The sequence below is a fragment of the Streptomyces sp. NPDC057543 genome (assembly GCF_042801895.1).
Classification (GTDB): domain Bacteria; phylum Actinomycetota; class Actinomycetes; order Streptomycetales; family Streptomycetaceae; genus Streptomyces.
This window is the reverse complement of record NZ_JBHVFF010000012.1, coordinates 32,247-53,898: the sequence shown is the minus strand read 5'-3', so window position 1 is coordinate 53,898 and position 21,652 is coordinate 32,247. Positions and strand designations below refer to the sequence as shown.

At 69.2% G+C, this 21,652-nt stretch carries 22 protein-coding genes, 1 tRNA gene and 2 pseudogenes; 7 read left to right on the top strand and 18 right to left on the bottom strand.

Going from position 1 to position 21,652, the window contains the following annotated elements:
* Positions 1–8: 8 nt before the first annotated feature.
* The 11 genes and pseudogenes from ACFU8Q_RS04370 to ACFU8Q_RS04320 form a co-directional block, all read right to left on the bottom strand.
* Positions 9–665: a M15 family metallopeptidase gene (locus ACFU8Q_RS04370; RefSeq protein WP_384447557.1), complete on the bottom strand. Its 657-nt coding sequence runs from the start codon at positions 663–665 to the stop codon at positions 9–11.
* On the bottom strand, positions 662–1,708 hold the full coding sequence (locus ACFU8Q_RS04365; protein WP_384447554.1) for a GNAT family N-acetyltransferase: 1,047 nt from the start codon (positions 1,706–1,708) through the stop codon (positions 662–664). The genes ACFU8Q_RS04370 and ACFU8Q_RS04365 overlap by 4 nt, the downstream gene beginning before the upstream one ends.
* On the bottom strand, positions 1,705–2,202 hold the full coding sequence (locus ACFU8Q_RS04360) for a phosphotransferase (protein WP_384447551.1): 498 nt from the start codon (positions 2,200–2,202) through the stop codon (positions 1,705–1,707). Before ACFU8Q_RS04360 ends, ACFU8Q_RS04365 begins: the two co-directional genes overlap by 4 nt.
* Positions 2,203–2,309: 107 nt before the next feature.
* Positions 2,310–2,606: pseudogene (locus ACFU8Q_RS04355) on the bottom strand (NUDIX domain-containing protein); the annotation flags it as partial.
* Between the two features lie 26 nt (positions 2,607–2,632).
* Complete coding sequence (locus ACFU8Q_RS04350) at positions 2,633–3,502, bottom strand: class I SAM-dependent methyltransferase (RefSeq protein ID WP_384447548.1); 870 nt, start codon at positions 3,500–3,502, stop codon at positions 2,633–2,635.
* On the bottom strand, positions 3,499–4,764 hold the full coding sequence (locus ACFU8Q_RS04345; protein ID WP_384447545.1) for a protein-L-isoaspartate O-methyltransferase: 1,266 nt from the start codon (positions 4,762–4,764) through the stop codon (positions 3,499–3,501). The genes ACFU8Q_RS04350 and ACFU8Q_RS04345 overlap by 4 nt, the downstream gene beginning before the upstream one ends.
* On the bottom strand, positions 4,761–6,320 hold the full coding sequence (locus tag ACFU8Q_RS04340; protein WP_384447542.1) for an NUDIX domain-containing protein: 1,560 nt from the start codon (positions 6,318–6,320) through the stop codon (positions 4,761–4,763). Before ACFU8Q_RS04340 ends, ACFU8Q_RS04345 begins: the two co-directional genes overlap by 4 nt.
* Positions 6,317–7,696 carry an MFS transporter gene (locus ACFU8Q_RS04335; protein ID WP_384447539.1) on the bottom strand — a complete coding sequence of 460 codons (1,380 nt, stop codon included), beginning with the start codon at positions 7,694–7,696 and terminating at the stop codon, positions 6,317–6,319. Before ACFU8Q_RS04335 ends, ACFU8Q_RS04340 begins: the two co-directional genes overlap by 4 nt.
* Positions 7,680–8,717, bottom strand: coding sequence for a phosphotransferase enzyme family protein (locus ACFU8Q_RS04330; RefSeq protein WP_384447536.1), 1,038 nt, complete (start codon positions 8,715–8,717; stop codon positions 7,680–7,682). The genes ACFU8Q_RS04335 and ACFU8Q_RS04330 overlap by 17 nt, the downstream gene beginning before the upstream one ends.
* Positions 8,714–9,247 (bottom strand): HIT family protein, encoded by a 534-nt coding sequence (locus tag ACFU8Q_RS04325; RefSeq protein ID WP_384447533.1) that lies wholly within the window; start codon positions 9,245–9,247, stop codon positions 8,714–8,716. The genes ACFU8Q_RS04330 and ACFU8Q_RS04325 overlap by 4 nt, the downstream gene beginning before the upstream one ends.
* Positions 9,247–11,247 (bottom strand): ABC transporter ATP-binding protein, encoded by a 2,001-nt coding sequence (locus tag ACFU8Q_RS04320; RefSeq protein WP_384447531.1) that lies wholly within the window; start codon positions 11,245–11,247, stop codon positions 9,247–9,249. The genes ACFU8Q_RS04325 and ACFU8Q_RS04320 overlap by 1 nt, the downstream gene beginning before the upstream one ends.
* A 406-nt stretch (positions 11,248–11,653) precedes the next feature.
* Here ACFU8Q_RS04320 and ACFU8Q_RS04315 point away from each other — a divergent pair, with 406 nt between their 5' ends.
* The gene (locus tag ACFU8Q_RS04315; RefSeq protein ID WP_384447528.1) at positions 11,654–11,881 is read left to right on the top strand and encodes a hypothetical protein; all 228 of its coding nucleotides are present in this window, start codon (positions 11,654–11,656) and stop codon (positions 11,879–11,881) included.
* A gap of 446 nt (positions 11,882–12,327) precedes the next feature.
* On the opposite strand, the gene ACFU8Q_RS04310 is transcribed toward ACFU8Q_RS04315, so the two are convergent.
* The gene (locus ACFU8Q_RS04310) at positions 12,328–13,371 is read right to left on the bottom strand and encodes a hypothetical protein (RefSeq protein WP_384447525.1); all 1,044 of its coding nucleotides are present in this window, start codon (positions 13,369–13,371) and stop codon (positions 12,328–12,330) included.
* Positions 13,372–14,026: 655 nt separating this feature from the next.
* Between ACFU8Q_RS04310 and ACFU8Q_RS04305 the strand changes: the two are divergent.
* Together ACFU8Q_RS04305 and ACFU8Q_RS04300 are read left to right on the top strand one after the other, a co-directional pair.
* Positions 14,027–14,104: pseudogene (locus tag ACFU8Q_RS04305) on the top strand (cold shock domain-containing protein); the annotation flags it as partial.
* Positions 14,105–14,425: 321 nt separating this feature from the next.
* Complete coding sequence (locus ACFU8Q_RS04300) at positions 14,426–14,803, top strand: hypothetical protein (RefSeq protein ID WP_384447522.1); 378 nt, start codon at positions 14,426–14,428, stop codon at positions 14,801–14,803.
* Between the two features lie 227 nt (positions 14,804–15,030).
* Here ACFU8Q_RS04300 and ACFU8Q_RS04295 read toward each other — a convergent pair whose 3' ends face one another.
* From ACFU8Q_RS04295 to ACFU8Q_RS04280, 4 genes are all read right to left on the bottom strand, one after another.
* The gene (locus ACFU8Q_RS04295; protein ID WP_384447520.1) at positions 15,031–15,429 is read right to left on the bottom strand and encodes a pyridoxamine 5'-phosphate oxidase family protein; all 399 of its coding nucleotides are present in this window, start codon (positions 15,427–15,429) and stop codon (positions 15,031–15,033) included.
* Positions 15,430–15,748: 319 nt separating this feature from the next.
* Positions 15,749–15,877, bottom strand: coding sequence for a hypothetical protein (locus tag ACFU8Q_RS04290; protein ID WP_384447517.1), 129 nt, complete (start codon positions 15,875–15,877; stop codon positions 15,749–15,751).
* 204 nt (positions 15,878–16,081) lie between these two features.
* Entirely contained in the window at positions 16,082–17,167 is a 1,086-nt protein-coding gene (locus ACFU8Q_RS04285) for a glycosyltransferase family 2 protein (protein WP_384447514.1), read from the bottom strand.
* Positions 17,168–17,819: 652 nt separating this feature from the next.
* Positions 17,820–17,945, bottom strand: a complete 126-nt coding sequence (locus ACFU8Q_RS04280) for a hypothetical protein (protein ID WP_384447510.1) — start codon at positions 17,943–17,945, stop codon at positions 17,820–17,822.
* A gap of 235 nt (positions 17,946–18,180) precedes the next feature.
* Between ACFU8Q_RS04280 and ACFU8Q_RS04275 the strand changes: the two genes are divergently transcribed.
* A complete protein-coding gene (locus ACFU8Q_RS04275; protein ID WP_384447507.1) occupies positions 18,181–18,696 on the top strand; it encodes a hypothetical protein in 516 nt (171 codons plus the stop codon).
* Between the two features lie 8 nt (positions 18,697–18,704).
* Here ACFU8Q_RS04275 and ACFU8Q_RS04270 read toward each other — a convergent pair whose 3' ends face one another.
* Positions 18,705–18,836, bottom strand: coding sequence for a hypothetical protein (locus tag ACFU8Q_RS04270; protein ID WP_384447505.1), 132 nt, complete (start codon positions 18,834–18,836; stop codon positions 18,705–18,707).
* A complete protein-coding gene (locus ACFU8Q_RS04265; protein ID WP_384447503.1) occupies positions 18,836–19,084 on the bottom strand; it encodes a hypothetical protein in 249 nt (82 codons plus the stop codon). The genes ACFU8Q_RS04270 and ACFU8Q_RS04265 overlap by 1 nt, the downstream gene beginning before the upstream one ends.
* Before the next feature lie 295 nt (positions 19,085–19,379).
* Between ACFU8Q_RS04265 and ACFU8Q_RS04260 the strand changes: the two genes are divergently transcribed.
* The 3 genes from ACFU8Q_RS04260 to ACFU8Q_RS04250 all read left to right on the top strand — a co-directional run bounded on the left by ACFU8Q_RS04260 (position 19,380) and on the right by ACFU8Q_RS04250 (position 21,634).
* Positions 19,380–20,753, top strand: coding sequence for a hypothetical protein (locus ACFU8Q_RS04260; protein WP_384447500.1), 1,374 nt, complete (start codon positions 19,380–19,382; stop codon positions 20,751–20,753).
* A gap of 78 nt (positions 20,754–20,831) precedes the next feature.
* A tRNA-Gln gene (locus ACFU8Q_RS04255) sits at positions 20,832–20,904 on the top strand.
* 118 nt (positions 20,905–21,022) lie between these two features.
* Entirely contained in the window at positions 21,023–21,634 is a 612-nt protein-coding gene (locus tag ACFU8Q_RS04250) for a DUF6000 family protein (protein ID WP_384447497.1), read from the top strand.
* The last annotated feature ends 18 nt before the right edge of the window (positions 21,635–21,652 follow it).

Genomic DNA, 21,652 nt, shown 5'->3' with positions numbered 1-21,652 from the left:
AGGCGGTGTCAGGGCAGTTCGACGGGTCCGTAGAGGGCGGCCGACTGCTGCGTCTGCAGCGCCCAGTACCGGTCGCCGAACGACCAGTGCCACCACTCCGTGCCGTAGTTGATCAACCCGGCGGTGGACAGCGCGCCGCCCAGGGTGGCCCGGTTCGTGCGAGCCCGGGTGCTCAGGTTGGGGGCGTCGGTGTAGCAGGCGCCCGAAGATTCCTCCGGCGACGCATTCACCCGGGTACCCATGTCCAGTTCGCGGCCCCGATGGTCGACGAGCGTCACGTCGACGGCTGCGCCGGCGGAGTGCGGCGCGATCTCCGGAGGCGATACGAAGCGGCTGGCGGCCTCCCGGATCGCGGCGGCCTGCCAGTCCGGATGGGCGCGCGCGAGCTCGTCGGAGTACTCCTCGAAGTACCGGCGCTGCAGGGACGGGGGCCGGTAGCCCTCGATGAACAGCAACTGCACACCGCCGGGGAGTAGCGATTGCGCCTGCTGGAGCCGCGTGAGCACACCCTGGCGGACGTGGGCCCAGGCGCCCGCAGCGTCCTCCTTACGGTCGTCGACCATCAGACCGTGCACGCGGGCATCGAGGAGGACCTCGCCACGCTCCTGGACAGGGATCGCGGCGACCCGCCAGTCGGACATCAAGACGATGCTGCTGGCGGTCATGCGTTCCCCCAGGTGTCGACGTATGCGGCCACGCCGGTGCGGCGGGCCTCCTCCACGGCGCGCAGCCGCACGAAATCGCGAGCCGGCATCAAGGCCTCCCACTCGGCCAGGGGCAGGACGCGGGCCTGGTCGTGCTCGCGCGGGTTGAGGGTGATGCCCCGGATCTGTTCAGCGGTGAGGCGACCGCCGTCGAAGATCAGCTGCAGAGTGCTGTACGGACGCCTCTCCCGGGGCTGCCCGTACACGGTGGCCAGCAGCCGGGGCGGGCCCGCGGCGGTCATGCCGGTCTCTTCCCGGCACTCGCGCACCACCGCGTCCCAGGGCCGCTCGCCCAGGTCCATCGCGCCGCCGATCATGTGCCAGGGGTGGCCGGGGGAATAGACGGAATGCAATTGCAGGGGCCGGTCGTCCTCGTCGGTTACGTAGAGGCACGCGTACGCGGCCGCCCGGGGCAGTGCGTCGGCGTACTGCTGCGGCGGCACCCACGTCGATTCCGGCTGCGCACCGGGCACGGCTCCATCTAGTTGGCGGTGGCGGGTCATCCGCATCAGCGCCGGGCTGCCGCTGAAGCCGAGTTCCCGGTACAGGGGCGCGGCCTCCGGGCTGGTGTGCAGCTCGAACAGCGTGACGTCCTCAACGGTGGCGAGGTGGTCCAGGAGTGCGGACACGACGGCCCGGGCGTAACCGCGTCGCCGGTGGGCCGGGTGCGTGGCGACCAGCTGCACGCGGGCGGCCCGGCCCCGGGGGTAGGCCGGGGCCGGGAGCACGGGGTGGATCAGGCCGAGGGCGCAGGCGGCCATCGTGCCGTCCGGGGCGTCGGCGACGAAAGCCCGGGCGTCTCCCTCCGGCGTGAGCCGTGGCGCCAGCTCGTCCGTGCACCGCTGGAGCCAGTCGTCGGTGAACGGTGCGGACAGGACGTATGCGGAGCGCATGCAGGTGATGGCTTCGGCGTCAGCGGGGGTTGCCGCGCGGACCGGCGGCAGCCCGTCGGCGTCGCGCGGCTCGGCCGCGGTAGTGGCAGTGGGTGCCGGGTCGGCGTTCACGTCGCATCTCCTGTCGGTGAGAGGGCGGCACGGTGCTCGGCGCGCAGGCGGGCCAGGGTCCGCCGGCCGCGTTCGACCAGCTCGGAGTCACCGTGGGCGGCACCGTACGAGATCCCGCTCACGGAATCGAGCGCTGCGTCGATGACGAGGCGGGCCTCCTCGGCGGCGGTCAGGGACCTGCCGTACCCGGCCAGAAACGCCTCGAACAGATCCGGGCGGCCGGCCCAGGCGTCGGACAGACGGACCAGATCCCGTACGGCCGGTCCCGGCTCACTGCGCTCGAGGTCGATCACCGCCACGAACTCACGGTCGTCCGTCTCGTCGGCGGCGTCACGGGTGGCGAGGATGTTGCGGAGCTGGAAATCTCCGTGGGTCTCCACCCACTCCAGCGAGGACAGGTCCTCGGCCTGCCGGACGAGCTCGCGGACGAACTCCTCATCACCCGGGAGCAGATGAGACCGCGCCCCGGCCAGGTGCCGGTCGGCCTTGGCCACAGCCGGGCCGCTGCCGACAGGAGCGGGCCGTGGGGGAGAGGCCTGGTGGATGAGGGCAGGGCGTGAAGGGGTGCCCAGTCCATCGCGTCGCAGACGTCCGGCTCGGCGATCTCAGGCTCGCCCTTCCACTGCCGGACCTCGAAGAAGTGCCCGGTACGACTGGCGCTTCCGGGGCTGCGGTGGTGCACGGTCACGGCAGACCGCACGTTGGCCGGGTCGATGACGACCCCGGTCTCCTCCCGCGCCTCGCGGATCAGGGCGGTGACCACGTCCTCATGCGGACCGTCCAGATGCCCCGACGGCAGGTGCCACAGGCCGGCGGCGTACACCCGCCCGGCCCGCCGGGACAGCAGAACCTGAGGCCCGTCGACGGTCTCCCGGCGCAGGATCAGGTGGACGTCCACCGGCTCGGTGTGCCGCTGTCCGCCGCTCACTGCGCTCCCTCCGGACGCCGGGCGAGCAGAACCCTGAACGTCGCTTCCTCGACCAGAGACCCGTCCACCGCATGCGCGTGGAGAAGGGCCAGGGCCTCGTCCTCGAACGCCTGGTGCCGCTCTGCGAAGAGCTCAGGAGCGGCGAAGGACGTGGTGCGCAGGTAGCCGAGTACCTCCTGCGGCGCCCAGGTGCGGGTCACCGGGAAGAGGTGTTCGGTGACGTCGTTGAACGCCGAGTCGGCGAGGTCCTCCTCGTAGGAGCGGCGGGGCTCGGCGTAGGAACGGCGGGCGCCCGCCCGGCGCTCGGCGCCCAGGTAGCGCTGGATCAATTCGCGCAGCGCACGGGTCCAGCCGGCGTCGTGGGTCCACAGGCTCCCGTCGCCCATGATCGCCACTGCGGCACCTGGTGTGGCGATCCGGTCGGCCATTTCCAGGACCGCCTCACCGTTCATCCAGTGGTAGGACCGGCAGAAGGTGATCAGGTCCGGGCCGGAGTCCGGTTCGCCGGGCAGCGTCGCGAGCGGCTCGTAGGCGTCGGCTGCCGCGTGGACCAGGGTGAGGGTGCAGTGGCCGAGCACAGGCTGGAGGGCTTGCCTGGCCTGATGCAGCATCTGCGGGCTGACGTCGACCGCTTCGATGTGCGTCAGGTCAGCGCCGGCGGACAGAAGCGCGAAGGGCACCTGTCCGGTTCCGGTGCCCAGGTCGAGGAGAACCGGGGACGGACGGCCCCGCAGCGTGTCGGCGAGCAGGCGCACCGCTGCGTCCGGCAGGCCGGGGCGGTGGCGGGCGTAGGTCAACGCCGCGCCCTCGAACATTGCCTCCTGCTCCGGTGCAAGGCCCGGAAGGGGCCCGTCGGGGTAGGTCACGAGGTGGCTCCCTCATCAATCGGGCGGGCGATAGGCAGTTGCCAGGACAGGCGTCCGCACTCGGACGCGGCCCGCTGCCTGCCGTCCGCGTCGAAGTAGAGGCGGTAGCGGTCGGGGGAGCGTGCGGCCCGCCACCGGTCAGCGAGGTCGTGGACCTCTTTCCAGATGTCCCGAGGCCCGTGGACGGTGACGTCCCAGCGCCGGTGGCCCACCGGCTCCGCGCGCATCCAGGATCCGCAGCTGGGTGCACCGATCGCCAGGTGCTCAGAGCCGAAGTCCCGCACCAAACCTCCGAGGAGGTGGTCAGCCGCCAGCCAGAAACCGCGGTCGCTGTCCGCGGGCGGCATCAGCTTGCTTCGCTGGGTACACGTGCCGGGCTCGGTGGCCATGCGCTGCCGGAGCTCCTTGTTGAGCCAGATCCGCGTCATGCCGTGCCCGGCACGGTGGGCGAACTCCACGGCCCGCAGCTCCGCCGTGACATGCCCATCTGCGGTGCGCTCGACGACGGCGAGGCCGGGCCACGACGGGGACGCGCTGGTCACGTGTGCCAGCAGTTTGCCGCCTGGCGCGAGTTGCTCGACCAGGGCCGTTGGCACGCACTTCACCGTGTACGACACGAAGATCCGGTCGAACTCCCGGCCCCGCACGCCCTGTTCGCCCGAACGGCACACTACCTGCGGCCGGAAGCCGAGATCGGCCAAGCGGGCGGCGGCCGCGTCGGTGAGGTGCCGGTCCCGGTCGAGGGTGACGACCCCCTGGTCGCCGCAGACCTGGCAGGCCACTGCGGCGGTCACCCCCGCGCCCGTCCCGACGTCCAGCACCCGCAGGCTCGGGCGCAGATCCAGCTCCTCCAGCAGCTCGACGGTCAGGCCCATCACCGACGACATCGACGTGATCGACGCCCCTGACCGCGTCCCGCGCGCCCGGCCCAGCAACGGCTCCCCGTCATGCTGGACGAGCACACTGGCCCCGCCGTGCAGCAGCCCGAGCAGCTCGGGGCGGTCCTGTGACGCCGACCAGTCCAGCAGATCCCACCGCGGCGGCTCCTCGCCCGGACCGCTGCGCCGTACGTACGCCTGCGGCATCAGCACTTCGCGGCGCAGCGCGAGGAGGGCGTCGCGGACCGGGCCCGGCCGCAGAGACCCTTCCTTCTCAAGCCGGGCGACCATCGCCGCCCGCGCGGCTGCCGGATCCGTTTCCGCATCCGTCGGCGTGGCCCGGCCGACCGGGCCGCCGGTGGGACAGGTGTCCAGAGTGCTCATCGCTCGCCCCAGCCCTGCTCGGAGTACGGGCGCTCCCGAAGGATTCCGTCGATCGCCATGCGGGTGTACGGCACGACCTCGGCCGGAAGGTCCTGCGGCTTCCACCACCGCCACTCCACGCACCGGTCGGGCTCAAGGACCTCCGGTTCGCCGGTCCAGGAGCGGGCCTGGAAGACGAGCGCGATCCTCGGCCGGGCGCCGGGGGAGTCGACGTGGTGCACCGTGTGGACGAGATCGACGTCCTCGGGCGCGATGGTGAGGCCCGCTTCCTCTTTCGCTTCGCGTACCAGGCAGTCGATCGCCGCTTCCCGCTCGCAGTGGCCGGCCAGGAAATGCCAGGTGTCCGGCGCATACGGGGAGTCCGGGTGGCGCAGGCCGAGGAGGATCCGACCCTGGTCGTCCTGGAGATGGAGGTGAACGCCAACGATGTGCAGTTCGGTCCCCGGCGGAGTCTCGTCGGCCAGCGGGCCGGTGTCGTCCGGCGGTCCCTCGGCCGGGGGGTGCTCGGCGGCGTGGCGCCGGATCAGCTCCCCGAGCCCGGGGCTCAGGCGCAGCCGGTCGAGCATGTCCACGGTGCACCACGTCAGCAGGACTCCCTCCCGGAGCTCCACCGCCTCGGCATCACCGCTCCAGCGCCCGGCATAGACGCTGATGGACACCGCCAGGCCGTCGACGCTCGTCGCCGCCTCCACGGCGAACGGCACCAGATCGGTGGGCTCCAGACCCGGCACCTCCTCGGCAAGCTCACGTCGCAGCGTCGCCTTAAGACAGGCGTCGTCCCTCGTGCGGCCACCGCCGAGGAGGGCGAGCACCCAGGGCTCCCAGATGCCCTCCCGGTCATCCCTAAGATGAAGGAGATACTGGCCAGCCCCATCGTGGATCAAGGCGCTCGCATTGACGGGCTCCGGGCGCCCATCAAGGCCGTCCGCCTCGGCGGCAAGGAGCTTGGCCCGCAGCGTCGGGGACCGCACGTCGGCGTACGGGAGCCACCGGGCCCCGGCAACCTCCTCGTCCTGCAGAGCGAGCTCAGGAGGTTGTTCGGCGGTGAGGTAGAAAGCGAAGCGGACATCGAAGTGCCGGTGGGCGGCCTCGCCCTTGGCTGGGTTGGCGTCGATGTCATGGACGTCCACGTCGATCGGCTCGTCGAGGAACTGCGGTGTCAGACAGAGGTCGCCGGGGCGGAGCCCGGCCTCTTCGCTCACCTCCCGCACAGCCGCGGCCAGGAGAGTACGGTCACCTGCCTCAACGTGGCCGCCTGGGGCGAGAAGCAGTCCCGTGGCCCGGTGGCCGATGTGGAGCACCCGCCGGTCGCGGTCGATGACCACCGCGCTGCAGGTGACATGACCGGGCAGAGTGGCGCGGCTGGACGGCTCCCCGGTGCCGTCCAGGGCAGCCAGCAACCCTTCCAGAGCGCCCCGTTCCTCGGCGTGCCGGCTGAGATAGGCCTCGATGGTTGCGCGGATATGAGAGCGGGAGGGCGGCACGTGATCACCTCGAACGTTGGAGGGCAGGGCGTAGGTGACGGGCGGGAGGGCCGTGTCCGGGTTCGTGCTCACGGCCCGCCTTCCGAAGAGTGGTCGTGCCGCACATCCACGGCGACTGCGGGATGAGGGACGATCGGCCCCGGCGTCAGGGGTGTGACGGCCTCGGCTGAAGGAGGAGCCACGGTGGGTGCGCCGGGCATGTCCAGCAGGCTGCGCAGGGGGGAGCGGTAGAGGACCACGAGGGGGACGACGAGGAGGCAGGTGCCGACGATCAGGGTGGGGCGCACACCGATCCAGGTGCCGAGCCCGCCGGCGAGGAGGGCTGCCACCGGACGGGCGCCGGAGGTGAGCCAGGTACGCACGGCCTGCTTCCGGGCCTGCATCCCGTCCGATGTGACGATCTGTCTAATGGTGCGTTGAGTCGTTCCGTCGGCCCCGGCGCAGGCCAACTGAAGGAACAGGGCGGCACCGATGGCGAACTGCCAGACCAGGCCCGGGGAGGAGAGGAGCAGAGGGACCTGGGTGAGCGGGGTGATCGCGAGCGCGGTGAGCATCATCGGCCCGGGCCCGTACCGCGCCGCGAGCGACGGGGCGGCCAGAGCACCCGCCGCCGCGCCGAGGGCTCCGAGTCCCAGGACCACGCCGAAGGCGGTCGGATCCAGGGTGAGGGACCGGAGCAGGTACAGCGCCCACAAGGTATTGAGGAGCGCCAGGGCGAACGACGTCGTGGCGTTGACAAGGGTCAGGGTGCGCAGCCGGTGGTCGCCGTTCACGTAGCGCAGGCCCGCACCGATCTCGGTGTGCAGCCGACGGCCTTCCGCTGCCGGCCGGGGGCTTTCGGGGGCCTGGATGCGGGCGGTGCACCAGGCGCTGACGAGGTAGGACAGGACGTCCCCGAGAAGGGCCCGGGCCGGGCCGAGGAGCGCGGTCAGGGCGGCGCCGAGGTTGCTGCCCGCGGTGGCGGCGACGGCAAAGAGGCCGCCGATGCGGCTGTTGCTCCGCTGGAGCAGGGACCGGTCGACCAGGCCGGGCAGGAGACTGATCGCGGCAGCATCGTGCAGCATGCCCGCCGCGCCCTGCACGGCCGCGACCACCATCAGCTGGGGCAGGGACAGCCGGTCCAGCGCGGCCACCACCGGCACGCTGGCCAGCGCGGCGGCGCTGACCAGGTCGCCGGTGATCATCTGCTTCCGCTTGGAGTGGCGGTCGGCCAAGGCCCCAGCGTGCAAAGCCAGCAGTGCGGGCGGCAGTTGGCCCAGGCACGTCAGCCAGGCGACCTCGGCGGTGGTCGCGTCCAGTTCGAGCACCGCCAGCACGGGGATCACCATGCTGCTGATCGAGCTGCCGGTCACGCTGGCTGCCTGACCGGTCAAGTAGCGCCGGAAGTCGCGTTGCCGCCACAGCGACGGCCGGGCGCCGGGGGAGGAGGGGTCAGTGGAGGAAGTCATGGAGCACCTCCTCGGCTTCCGGCAGGCGCTCGCACAGCTCAGCCATGGCCGCCTGCCGGTTGTGGCCGTATGCCTCCAGTTCGGGGGTGACGGCGGCCGGGTCGTCGACGGCATCGGACAGCGGATACACCGAGCAGGCCAGGTACCCGGCGGCGAGGCGGGGTACGGCAAGGAGCTCTTCGTCCGGCAGCGCCGGGTTGGCTGCCCGGTAGGCGTCAACGGCTTCGGCCAGGCCCGTGGGCCACTGCGGCTCTGCTAGGACGGTGCGCGGGTCGAGGACAATCCGCCCGAGCTCCCAGGCGGGGCTGCGGTGACCGGGCGGCCGGAAGTCGATCAGCGCCGCGACCTGCTGTCCGCGCAGGAGCAGGTTGGGCGAGGCCAGGTCGCCGTGGACGGTCTGCACCGTCAAGGACGTCCGCAGCCCTTTGACCATGGCGGCCGCGGCGGGCAGCGCGTCGACCCGCCGGGCGGCGGTCTCGCGTGCCCAGGCGGGAAACCCCGAGGCGGGCGGCCCCTTAGCGAAGAGGGCGAGCAGCCGTTCAAGACGCTGCCGGGCCCGTTTCACATCGCAGACCTCCCGGGCGGGCACCCGGCGCGGTGGCCCGGCCGGGTGCCGGGCCAGGGTCCGGTGCAGGCGTCCGACGGTCTCGCCCACCGCGGCCCACCGGTCGCCGGACAGGCCGCCCTCCGCTGTCTGCGCGTTCTCGACGTACGCCGCGACCGAGACCGCCATCCCGCCGGCGGCTGCGATGAGGTCACCGTCGAGGGTCTGCCGCACCTTCGGCACCGGGATCCGGCCGATCCGTGCGAACTGGCCGAGCTCCAGCGCCTGGCGCTCCGCGTCCAGATCGGTGCCCGTCGGGTAGGCCTTCACGAACCACCGGGCTCCGTCGCTGTCCCGGGCGACGTAGTTGCGGGTCGCGGTCCCCGCGGGACCTTCGACGACCGCGGTGGGGATGATCCGGTAGAAGAGCGTCAGGATCCCCGCCACGACCATCACGTCCGACTCGGCGCCGTTCATCGCCGCACCCCCGACCGGCCGGTGAGGTTCAGCAGCTGGCGCAGGGCTCGGGCATCCGCCTGCAGCTGCTCCTCGTCCTGGCGCCCGAGATCGAGCACCTCGAAGGGCAGCGGCCCGCCCGGGGCCGGGCCCGTTCCGGCTTCGCGGCGTGGAACGCAGTGCCAGTGGGCGTGCGGGATCTGGTTCCCCAGCAGCAGGTAGTTCATCTTCAGCGGCTCGTAGAGCGCCTCCACAGCGCGGCCCAGGGCGAGGACGTCGCGCCAGAACGCGGCTGCCTCCCCCTCGTCCAGCTCGGTGGGCTCGGCGACATGACGGCTGGTGTAGATCACGACGGCGTACCCGCGGACCTGGCCGCTGCGCCACAGGTAGGCGTTGCTGACCTCTCCGCGCCGGACAAGAAGGCCCCAGCCGATGTCGTCGGCGGCGAAGTCGTTCATGCACATCGGGCAGTTGGTGCCGTAGCGGTGGTCGGTGAAGTGCTCCGGCCAGACGCCGGCCGACGCGCGACAGGGCTGTACGTGGTCGGGCATCACGCCGCCTCCCCGGCCTCGGCGCGGTAGCCGGCGGCCTGGAGCGTGAACATGGCGGCGTAGTCGCCGCCGAGGTCCATCAGCTCCTGGTGCGTGCCGCTCTCGGTGATGCGGCCGCCGTCGAAGACGAAGATGCGGTCGCAGGCGACGACGCTGGCCAGGCGGTGGGAGATCAGCACCGTGATCTGATCGGGGCGCGGGTTGTTCCGCAGTACCGCCTCGTATACGGCGTGCTCGGCGCGGGGGTCCATGCTGGCGGTCGGTTCGTCCAGCAGCAGGACGGGGGCGTTCTTGTACAGGCCGCGGGCGACGGCGACCTTCGCCCACTGGCCGGCGGACAGTTCCTGGCCGCCGCGGAACCGCTTGGACAGCAGCGCCTCCCACCGGCCGGGCAGTCCGGCGATGACCTGTTCGGCGCCGGAGGCCCGTGCGGCGTCCAGCGCCCGCTGCGGGTCGGCCTCGGTGAGGGTGCCCCGGGAGACCGTCAGGTTGGCCAGCGCGCTGAACGGGAACCGGACCGGGTCCTGGAGCACGCAGCCCACCCTGGCCTGCAACGACTCGGCGTCCATGTCCAGGACGTTCACGCCGTCCCAGCAGACCGTGCCCCCGTCCTGGGGCTCGTACAGCCCTGCGAGCAGCCGCGCGCAGGTGGACTTGCCGGAGCCGTTGACGCCGACGAACGCCACCGTCTGCCCGGCGTGCAGCGTCATGGAGATGCCGTTGAGCGCCGGGGTGTCCTTGCCCGGGTAGGTAAAGGACACGTCGTCCAAAGTGATGGTCTTCACCGTTTCGGGGGCGGGTAGCCCGCTGCGCCGCGGCTGGAGAGTGCGGCAGCGTTCCTGGAAGGCCAACAGGTCGTCCACCCACATTGCGTGCTCGTAGACCAGGTGGGAGACGTCGACGAGCCGGGTCAGCGAGGACTGGGCGGCCTGAATGGCGAGGACCGCGCCCGCACCGGCGGCAAGCGGCAGCCAGCCCGCGATCAGCATGGCGCCGAGCGCCGTATAGGTGATGCCGGTGCCGATCCCGCCGACCGCCCGGCCCGCCAGGGTCAGCCCGGCCGAGCTCACGCCCAGGCGGGTGTCCTCCTCGGCGATCCGGGTCGTCAGCCGGTAGTGCTCCTCCAGCAGCGCACCCTGGGCGGTGTCCGAGCGGAGCTCGGCGGCGGCGTCCCTCTCCAGCAGCAGCCAGGAGAAGACCCGCACCCTGCGCTGCAGCGTGTTCCACCGCTTGAAGGAGTGAAAGCGCGCCCGGGCGCTTCGAACGGCCGCCGCGCCGACCGGCAGCACCGACAGCAGGAGAAGAGGTAGCAAGGCCGGGTGGAGGACGCCCAAAACGCCGGCGGTGCCCACAAGCCCGAGCAGGGCCGCGGCCAGGGAGACGACCTGGCCGACGATCTGCCGGGCATAGAACAGCCCGCGGTCGTTGGCCCGGTACGCCTCGTCGTGCCAGTCCGCGTCGTCGACAACCTCCAGCCGCACATGGGCGGTCAGGGTGAGGAACTCCGTCTCCAGCGCGGTACGGATCTTCGGGGTCACCCGGGCCTGCGCGATGGCGACGCCCGCCTCCAGAAGCGCCCGGGCAGACAGGAAGCCGACGACGAACAGGAGTTGGGGGATGGCCGCGCGCACCCGGTCCGGGGTCGGCCCTTCGGCGAACAGTTCCCGCAGTACCGCCACCGAGGCCATGAGCCCGAACGCCGTCATCGCGGCCGACGCCAGCTGCAGAACCACGACCGCGACCGTCGCGGTCCGGTCCGTGTTCCAGGCCAGTTGGCCGATCTGGCGCACGATCCGCGGCAGCCGAGCGAGGATCTGTCCCACCGTAGCCTGGGACGCGGCGCCGTCGTACACGGACCAGTACGCCTCCTCCAGGCCGTCGGCGATGTCACCGTCGTGCGGCCCGTCCGGCACGGCGGCGGGCGGCAGCGGAAGTTCCGCACCGCGCGGGCCGGGCACCGCACCCGGGCGGATGCCGTCTTCATCACTGCCGCTGCTCATGCCCCCCACCTCGTATCCAGTCGAGCCGAGCGGCGCGCGTAGACGTCGGACTGCCGAGGGCCGCAGGTCTGGGAGGCGAGCGGGGACCACCGCCGCTGTTCGAATCCGGGGCGATGAGCGGGAGCGGGCTCAGCGTTCACAGTGTTCCTCCATCTGGGCGGCCGGTTGGTACTGGTGCTCTAAGAACGCGCCGAATCCGGGTCCGTAACGGCCCCGGACGGGCGAATTTCTCGAACGTAAATACGGCCCTGGCGTCCGGGCCAAGAGCCTCCTGCCTGGTCACTCTTGAATCCACACGTTCGAGTGGTTGACGACGTGTGGCACTTGATCAGGGGCTTGCGCGGGCCTTCCACGGCCTAGGGGCGGGACGGTCACGCTCCAAGGCCGCCAACACCAGCAGGAAGCAGTGTCGGCCGGTGCGCCCCCGGCCGGGACGATCGCGTGCGGCGACTCCCGCAGCATCCAGGTGTCCGGGACGTTCTGCGACGTCGACCCGGACACCGGGGACGTCCTCGGCCTGGTCCTCGTCGAGTACTCCTACGCAGCTGACGGCTCGATCGCCGCCGTGCGCCTGGTCGACGCGACTGGGCATCAAGACTGGCCGCCCTGGAGGGTCGCGATTGGGTGCGCATAGACACCTGGCGGACGAACGAGGGCCTTCACTTCTACTGGGAACGGCTCGGGTTCAGGCACGTGAGGACCGAGAGCCCGTCACATCGGCTCTCAGGGTGGCTCGCTCAACGGCCGACTACCGCGCTTAGCCTCCCCGACTGCCCACTGACCGTGGGCAGGCCTCACGAGGGCGGTTCAGCGCCGATCCCATCGCAGCACACCCCGGCGGACTGACCTGGGGCGGAGCTTCCCAGGTCATATTCGGATCCTGCCGAATACTCAAAAGCCCCCCAGGGTCATCCTGGGGGCTTCTGGCGTCACCATCTTTGTCCGGGCGCGCCGCTCCGCCGACCTTTATGCGTCCAGGTCCCCGTAACCGCGATACACGGATCAGATTTTCCCCGTGCCACAACCGCGCCAGATTGGGCAGGGAGCCACGGGGTATTCCGGGCGGCGTCAGGCTGGCGGTCAGTTCGTGCAGCCGGGGACCACGCTGGGAGCGCAGTTGGTCCGGAAGTTGTCCACGACCGGAGTCGCGGTCAGCGAGACGGTGCCGCCGTTGTTGAAGATGCCACCCGGTGCGTCGTCGGCGAAGTTGTTGGTCACCGAGCTGTTGCGGATCGTGAGGCTCGAACCCGCGTCAGCGGCGATGCCGCCGCCCTGCCCTTCGACGGCGCGGTTGGCGAAGACGGTGGTCCGCTCGAGGGTCAGCATGCTGCCACTGCTATTGATGCCTCCGCCAGCCTGGCCGGGGTCGGCGCTGGTGTTGCCGCGGACGAGGGTATCCCCGACCGTGCCCGTGACGTCGAACGCCAGGATGCCGCCAGCGTCCTCACCCGAGGAGTTGTCGGTGACCCGGCTCTTGCTGAGGGTCAGGTTGCCACGGGCGTCCATCCCGCCGGCGCTGTCGCTGGCGGTGTTGCCGGTGATGGTGGTGTTGGAGAGGTTCGCGGTACCGTCCGAGGCGATGCCGCCTCCGTTGTTCGTGGAGATGTTGAAGCTCACGGTGCTGTTGCGGGGGGTGAGCGTGCCGCCTGCGTTGTTGACGGCCCCGCCCACGCCTGCCGCGTCCGAGACGTTCCGGGTCAGTTCGACGGTGTTGAGTCTGAGCGTTCCGCCGAGGTTGAGGATGGCTCCGCCGCCGCTGGAGTCGGATCGGCCGTCGCGAAGGGTGAGGTCGTTGAGCGTGAGATTGCCGGTCGGTCCGACCTCGAGAAAGCGGAAGCCGGTCGCGGACTGGCGGCGGATGTTGCTGTTGTTGCCGAAGATGGTGATCTCGCTGGTGACGATCGGGAGGCCGTTGCCAGGGTTGTCGGGGGCCGTGAGCGTGTAGGTGCAGCCTCTGGAGAGGTGGAGGATCGCCGGGCCGGGGGTGGTGTTGGCCTGGGTGATGGCGTTGCGGAGAGCTGTGGAACTACAGGCGACGAACTGCTTGGCGTAGGCGGGGCCGGGGAGGGCGACGACCGTCGCGACGGCCGCTGTCGCGGCCGTGAGGACTCCGAGTCTGAGCATGGCGTTCAAAGTAGGCAAAGACACTGGCCGCACCGGGTAACCCAGCGGGACTCGCCGGGCGCGGTCCTCCATGGGGAGCAGGGAGGGGCTCCTCGTGGCCAGCGTCTCTGCAATCAGGCTTGCCGTAGTGGCCTTGGTGCTGGCGTTCCCGGGTCTTGCGGCCCCTATCGGAACGGCTGCCGGCGTCGTCGCCGCTGTTGTTCCGCTGGTGCAGCGGATGGGACGCGGCGGCGCGTCCGGTGGCGGATCGGCAGACGAGCCGTAGCCGCTCGGGGTCCGCAAATCCAGCCGATCCCGTCTCCTTCATGACCGTACGGCGCCGTTCATAGCCATACTCAGCGCCTTGCGGAGCGATGTTCAGACCGGCCGTGAACGGCTATGAACGCCCCGGTACGGACCCCTGACCAGCACTAACAGACCTCCCAAGCGGGTGAGGCGCGGCTTGGGCCCCATCTGTGGCCCGCACAACCTGCGCACCACCTCGGCACCACGTAGGGCGGTAAACCACGGTCCATGACGGGTTGCCGGTCGCAACGCAAGGGCGTCCGGCGCTCGCATCGCCCAAGGTCAGGCGGGGGCTAGCGGGGCTCAGGGCAAGCTTCCCAAGCTCAGGTGCCAGACGCGTCTGCACAGCGGAAGCCGTAGGGTTCCGTCCATGGTGACTGCGACTGTCCGCGAGTGGGACGACGAGGAAGGGTGGGGTGTTCTTGACTCACCCCACCGGTCGTCTGGATCAGGCGCGTCAACGTTTGCTCGTCGCCATGGGTGGCGACGAGGAAGAAGAGGCGAGCGAGAGCGTGTCAAGAGCGCCATTTGGCGATGACATCAGCGGCTGACACCAACACGTCCGATCCTTGGCGAACCCCGCCGGACTCAGACGGCAGGTGCCGCAGTGCGGGTCAGGATCTGCGGTGGTACAGGGGGCCCATTGACCGACCTGATAAGGATGAGGCCGGACTGCAAGTCCTATGCCCGGAGGGAACGTTGTCCTGTCGAGGGATGGCGCCTCTCCGGCTTGACTCGGTCATAAGCCCGCACCGAACGGAGACCTACTGTGCTGACCTCCCATTTCTCCCGCACCGACTGGTGGATCGCCGCCTTCGTGGCGGGCACCGCGGCAGCAGTGGCGTTCCGAGCCCTGATATTTGAGAAGAAGAACAGGTGGAAGGCGATCCTGCCCCCGTTGGGTGCCGGGCTCAGCATCGCCCTGGGCTCGGCGGCGCGGGGCATCGAGGGAAACACCCCGCTGCAGCTGTACACGGCGGCCATGCTCGGCCTAGCCCTGACGAGAGTCGTCTTCGCGGGCTACATCAGACGCATGATGGAACAGGCCCGTTCCGGACAGCCCGTACAACCGCCGAAGGCTTGGCAGAGCATGGTCTTCGTCCTCACCCTCATGGCCATCATGCTGGGCATCGCCGTCACCCTGTAAGCCCGGCCGATCGGGCCGTCTCAGGGCCGTGCGAGGTCAGCCGACGCCGACCAACAACGACAGAAGTCCACGGCATCTGAACTGGTCAGAGCCGTGGGCTTCTTCAGGTCCGCTGGTCAGCGGAAGGGTTGATCAGTAGAGCGGCTACTGCTCCCACTCGATGGTGCTTGACTGGCCCATTGAGACTCCACCGACCGTGTGGGCACGTGCAGAAGCAGGCTGGCACCTCACCAAGATCTGTCTCGTAGTCGGGGCGGACGATCGGGCACGAACTGAATCATCTTGGTCTTGGGGTCGTCCAGAGGCGCGGAGAAGCGCACTGGCCACAGGTTCTCAGGGCCGAGGTATCGGGTCAGCTTCCGCACTGCTCTGGTCCGGTCGAGCGGCACAACATCTGCCACGCCTTGGCACGTCACCGAAAGCACTTCACTCGCGGAGAGGTCACAGGTATCGACCACGAGCGCCACCCGCGGGTCCTCGGCGAGAATCAACTCCATGCGCGAGTAGGAGCCAGTCAGCCACCAGAATGCCCCCTCCTCCCAGAGGAACCACACTGGCCTGACCTCGGGACCGTTGCTGGCTACCCTTGCCACCAGGGGCCTGGATAAGAACTCGTTCACGTCCACGGCATGAAGGCTGCCGTACAGCAGCGAAGTACAGCAACCCCAGCAACCAGCAGCGTCCGCCGCCGGCTCCCAGCACATCCGTCGCAGCCTGTATGCCCCTCCCTGGCCGATCCACATAGAGCTACGGATCAGAAGGTTGCACCAGGTAGGGACGGTCTGGCCCGGTGCCAGGCCGTCTCAGTTTCCTTCTCATTCAGCTACGTTCATCGCCGTCATCGGCGGAGACCGCCTGGGCACTCGTCCGCCCATGAACGCAGGTGAACGGCCGTGGGCGCACCCGTCGCCCCCACCAACAGACTTGCAGGTAGTGCTCGGCTGTTCATCGCCCCTCCAGCCTCTGGACGGCCACCGTGTCCTTCGGGTTCGGCGCGTGCTCGGAGCCGTGGCAGGCGGCCATGGTGGCCACTCCCAGGAGCAGGAGGGCCACCACGGCCGTCTTGCGGATCACGATCAGGAGCGGCTCCGGCCCCGGGGCACTATCCGCATCACAGCGGTTCCCAGGGCCACCAGGGCGAAGGCCGTCAGGCCCAGCCACACGCTGGTCATCAGTCCGATACCGGTAGAGGCCAACGCCCCACCGCCCACAGTCGTTGCAGGGTTGTTGTACAAGGGTCCCTCCCAAATGATCTCTGACAGTTTCTGAAGCGACCTGCTACCAGGCGCGCTCACGGCGGAACACGGAGTCCAGGTACGCCTTGGCGTGGCAGGCCTGGAGCAGGAAGTCGAAGAGCAGCTCGTACATGGACGCGGCGAGGAGCATCCGCTTCCAGCCGAGCTCCCGTACGGTCACAACCCGCTCGATCACGAAGACGAGCGAGACCCAGAGCCAGAACTCGTTGACGTGGGACGAGTGCGAGGCCAGGGCGTAGGCGAGGGTCGCCAGGTACACGGCGGTTACGAGGACGCCGACCATGCTCAGGAGCTGACGGCCCCAGTAGCGCCACGTGATGCGCGTCAGGCCGTACTGGACGCAGTTCTCCACCGCTCCCCGCTTCCAGCGCAGTCGCTGGTCCCACAGGGCCTTCCAGGTCAGCATGACCTCGGTGGTGAGCGTGCAGCCCTCCGGCGAGAGCACTTGATAGTCCAGGTGCAGCACCGCGAAGGTCAGCTCGTTGTCCTCGGTGAGCACCGAGGTGTCGTAGATGCCCCCGAGCCCGTCCCCGGCCGGGAGACGGCCCTCCAGGCGGGCCTGGGAGATCTGCCGCAGCACCTGCACCCGGAACATGGCCGCCGTGCCGGTGAGCACCAGGCACTTGCCGCCCAGGCGCTTCACGTCCCGCGAGTAGCGGGCGTACTCGTTGCGCTGGAGGTGGCCCACGAAGCCCCCGCCTGGTCCTCCCCGGAAGGTGCCGCCCACTCCCCCGTAGCCTTTCGCGAGGTGCTCCACCCCACAGGCCACGAAGCCGGGGTCCAGGGTGCTGTCCGCGTCCGTCACGAGGACCACGTCGTCGTCGTGCAGATAGGGCAGCAGGCGGGCCAGGGCCTGGTTCAGCCCTCCGGCCTTCTTGTGTCGGTTGCCCTGGGTCTCGAAGACCTCGGCCCCCAGGGAGTCCGCGATGGCCACGGTGGTGTCGGTGCAGTTATCCGCGACCACGATGACCTGCCGCGGGGGCACGATCTGCCCGTACAGCCCCTGGATGGAGTCCGCGATGGCGTTGGCCTCGTTGTGGGCCGGTATCAGGGCGATCACGTTGCGGATCTCGGCGGGCCTCAGGCCCGATCTTCGATGCTTCCCCATAGGTGCTTCCTGCGGAGTCGTTCTGAGATGGAATCGGCGGGGTCTCGGAAAGGGGTGCGGTGGCCGGTTCCGAGATCACGGCGGGAGTCGTCTCCTCAGGCACAGGGGCTGTGTTGGTCGACGGTGAGAGTGATTCGCCCCCGGTCAAGGGCGTGGGCAGCGCGGCATGGTGGAAGATCCGGAGTGACTGAGTGCAGCGCGTCAGAGCGACGTACAGGGCGCCCCGTACACAACGGTGGACAGACCGATACTCGCAAGTCCGTACATGATGTCCCCCCTTACTCCATTGCGGACGGCGAAGATCACGGTCGTACCAACCAGTCGACCAGATGACCCCGCCCGCATTCCCCATGAAAGCTTCACGTGATCTACACGCGACGCCCGACAAATCGTACTGTCACGCGCAGTTTCCATAAGAGGCCACGCTGTGACTCAGGCCGGGGAGGAGGTCGAGCCGCCTACCGCAAAGCGGGATACACCTGCATAATTGTCCCGCCTTCAATCATCTTTGAGTGACGGAGATCACGTTGAGCAACCGCAGCGGCATGCCCGGCATGCCAACCGTGCTGTAGGCGCGAAGAGTTGACGGGTACATGGATCAAGCCCGCGCCTGACATCCGCATCTGACATCAACAGCGGCAGACAGCAGCAGCTACGAGCGGTTTGAGTCACCCTTCGGTGTCTTGCGCACACGGGCCTCGTCGACCAGTTCGGTCACCGGCCGGCGCTCCAGGACCGCGCGCAGCGCGAGGATCGCGGTGTGGTGCGTGAACGCCACGACATCCGTCGCAGACGAGGTGTGCAGGCCATCGACGAACGCCGTGGCCCGCCGCAGGACGCCGCAGGCGAGGGACTCTCCGGTGTCGTGCTAGTGCCACATCAGTGCCTGACGCTGTCGGGGATCTTGGTTTCCGGTCTGTACGTGCATTGCGCGTAGTGGGAAGTTGGAGGGCCTGCGGCGGTCGGGCTGGTCCTCGGCCCCATGTGTTCCACTCACCTAGGGAGGATCGACTGTGGCCTCCGATCACGACCTGCTGTGGCGTCGCTGCGTACACCTGGGCCGTGTCCTGCTGCCGGTGGTGGACCAGGAGGCGTGGCGCCAAGGCCGCCGCCACGAGCACCTGGGGGCCTGGGGCATCAACATCGTGGAAGGCGAGCGGCTGATCGAGGTATTTGCGGCCTTGGCCGCCCATGCCGTCGCGATCGACACTTCCGTATCTGCCGCAGAACTTGACGTCCTACCTCTGAGCGCGGTGGCTGACGCGGCGACCGGTAAAGGCGACTTCGAGCTGCTCGCCGGACTCCCGGACACCTTCGCCGACGGCCGCGACGAACTGGCCGTCAAGGTCTTCCGGCTGTACGCCTACAGGGGTGGGCAGTACAGCCTCCAGCTCATCCGACTGGGCACGGAACTGCGCCGTGCGCTGATCGTCCTCGTCGAACGCTCGCGAATGCCATCCCCCTCGTGCGGGCACGTCTTCTTCTGGGCGGCTGCAGCTGGCCTGTCCAGTGATCACGGAGATCGCTGAATGGGCGGTCACCAGGCGGTGAGCTCGATCTGGTGCCGGTCGGCGTACAGCCGCCAGTGCCCGGCCTTGAGCGCGACGGCGGCTGCGGTGAGCGTGACCGGGACGGCGGCCGCCAGCAGCAGGGCGTTTCGGGGCCGCATCAGGTGAGCGGGATGGTACGGCAGATACCGGCGTGCTCGTTGGCGCTCTCGCGGATTTCCCACAGGTAGTTCTCCTCCGGGAACCGCGAGGTGTCCTTGCAGCCGCGGCAGTCCCAGCGGTGTTTGTCGGAGGAGCGGCCGGGGCCGGTGACGTCAACGTACGAGCCGCCGACTGTGACGAACCTGATCTGGAGATTGTTGGGCCGGTCGGGCTCGGTGAAGGCGAAGGCGAGAGCGGCGATGCTCATGGGCTGGTGTCCTCTCGGATCAGGTGGCAAGCAGGTGCTTGGCTGGGGGAGCGGTGAAGGTGGAGGGGTCGGCGGGCGTGCCGTCGAAGCCTCCAAGGTCTTGAGCGGTACTGGCGCAGCGCATTTGTTCCGGAGCTGTCGTATTCCTGGGCGCGAGCAACGCAGAGCGGCGAGGCAGTTCGGATTCAAGGTCGGCCATCGAGGAGTACGCCGAGACGCTCCGTAGCTCGCTCTGTGACTGCGACGTGCGGATAAGCAGTGGAGGCCCGGTCGTGGTGATGACAAGGTGAGACTCATGCCGTCGCCCACATTCGAACAGCTCCTCCGTGAACTGCACGCCTCGCTCACACTGCGCAAGCGTCCGGAAGATGTGGCCCGACTCATCCAGGATCTGTACGCCGCCCAGGGCACTGACCTCGATACAGCGACCGAGGCTGCGCTCGCCAAGGCTGCTGAGCACTCGCTGCGCAACCTCTGGCACGGCTATACCTCCATGCGGGAGGAGTTCGCCCGTCCGGTTGGCGCACAGCGCCAGCTTGCCCGAGCAGCAGACCTGTTCATGAGCGTGCCGGACCTTCCGGACAACGCCGGGGATGATCCAGCCCAGATCGAGGTGGTGATCCGGCGAGCGGGTGAAGAGATCGGCCGCTCGTACGGGCAGAACGACTTCGGCATGGACCGCCTCAACCGGACCGAGCGCACGGCGGCAGGCCTCGGGGAGATTTCCAAACGCCAGTACAACAAGCGTTTCCGACTACTGCGCCGGATGGAAGCCAAACTGGCCCGGCTCATCCACGAGCAGCGCCGACGCGAAGTGGCCATCACCGGCAAAGGTGCCCTCGCCCACGTCCTGCCGTACGAGCTGTTCGCCACAGACCCGGACACGGCGGCCTTCATCGCCTACATCACGGCGCGCGGCTACATGCGCAGCGTCTTCACCAACGGTCGGCAGCGTCAGGTCTACGACGAGGTCGCCGAGGCCCTGTTCCAGCGCCTGAGGAATCTCCCCGAGAGGGCCTGCTGGTACGCGGTCGCGCATGTGCACCCCACAGCTGAAGTGCTGGCCCATGTGTCCGACCAGGACCTCACCCAGCTACTGGTTCGGTGGAACGGATTCCTGCGCCATGTCGCCGATCTACTGGAGGACGCCTGGAACCGGCATCCGCTGGAACGCGACACGATGATCGTGCGCCGTGGCAACGACTCGTCGACGTGGAACCAGGCCGCACAGGCATGGAACACGGCCCGGGCCCACTGGTTCGCGCTGCTAACCGAGCTGGGGCAGGACGAGATCCTGGATCGGATTTGCCCTGGCAAGGTGCCCCGCCTGATGGCGGCCGACATGGCGTACTGGCACCGCATGAGCGGCGGCGGGCTGCACCCGGACACCTACGTCTGGGCAGACCTTCCTCTGCCCTGGGAAGTACTCCGGGGTGAGAAGGAATGCCCACGTTCGCTCGTCGAAGCAGCTTGCGCCCGGCATCGGGTGGCCCCGATAGCTGGTGCCTGGACTGCTCCCAGGCCAGCGGCTGAGGCCGTCGTCTTCCGGCGGACACCCGAGCTGGTACACGGAGTCGCCGTCGCCGACCCGCTTATGGCCAGCGCTCTCCGTTCGGCAGGAGTCTTCTCCGGCAAGGGAAAGCGTGCTGCCGCTCAGGAGTGGACGTGACCGGCGGCAATTCCCGCGTGTGTCCGTCCCTGCAAATCAGTTGACCCACACAGCGGCTCAAGCAATGATCACGGTGGCGACGAGGAAGCTCTGCGGAGGAGCGCCCGGCTCTGATCCCGGGTGGACGCAGGTTCGAATCCTGCCCTCGTCGCCTCTCCGCATACTTCCCAGAACACAATGTCCCCGGACCGCGCCCCTCGTCGGCAAGTGGCGCAACGTCAAAAGGGGGTGGTCTCGTCGCGCACCCGAGAGGCAGGATCGGTCCTGTGATGCGCCATGCCCACGAGGATCCCGAACTGCTGGCCCTGGTTCGCCGCTATGTCACGCCCGAGCGGCGCTACATGAAGCTCAGCGGCAGCTTGCTGCGCATGCATGGTCCTGAGTACGACCGATTCCTGCAACAGCTAAGTGAGGACGCAGGAGTCATCACCGCAAACGAGATCGCCACCCTCCTTGAGGGCGGGTGGCGCGAGCGGAGAACTGCGGCGTGGCTCGTGGCTGTCTCCCGCCGGACCGAGTTCCGTGAGCGCCTCGGCGAGCTCCTGCTGGCCAGCGAAGTCTGCTGTGTTGGTCTGGCTTACTGCGTGGCCTTGGCCAGTTTTGGAACGCCGCGTGACGCCGAGCTGCTGGCCTCCTACCTTGATCGTTACCTTCGCTGTCCTGACCTCGCGTACGACCAGGCCGTGGCTATGGGCGCTCTCCTGTACATCGGTCTGAATCTCAGAGGTGATCAAGCGGCCCGCTTCCTGATGCCGGGCGGCTTGTGGCAACAGTGGCTCGAGGGTGCATCCCACATGCAGTCCACCACTGCCCCTGGCACCTACCTGAGCCTCATTCGTCGGCTCTGCGCCTTCGTCGACGAATGTGCCGAAGCGGCATGACGGCTACGACCCTGATCA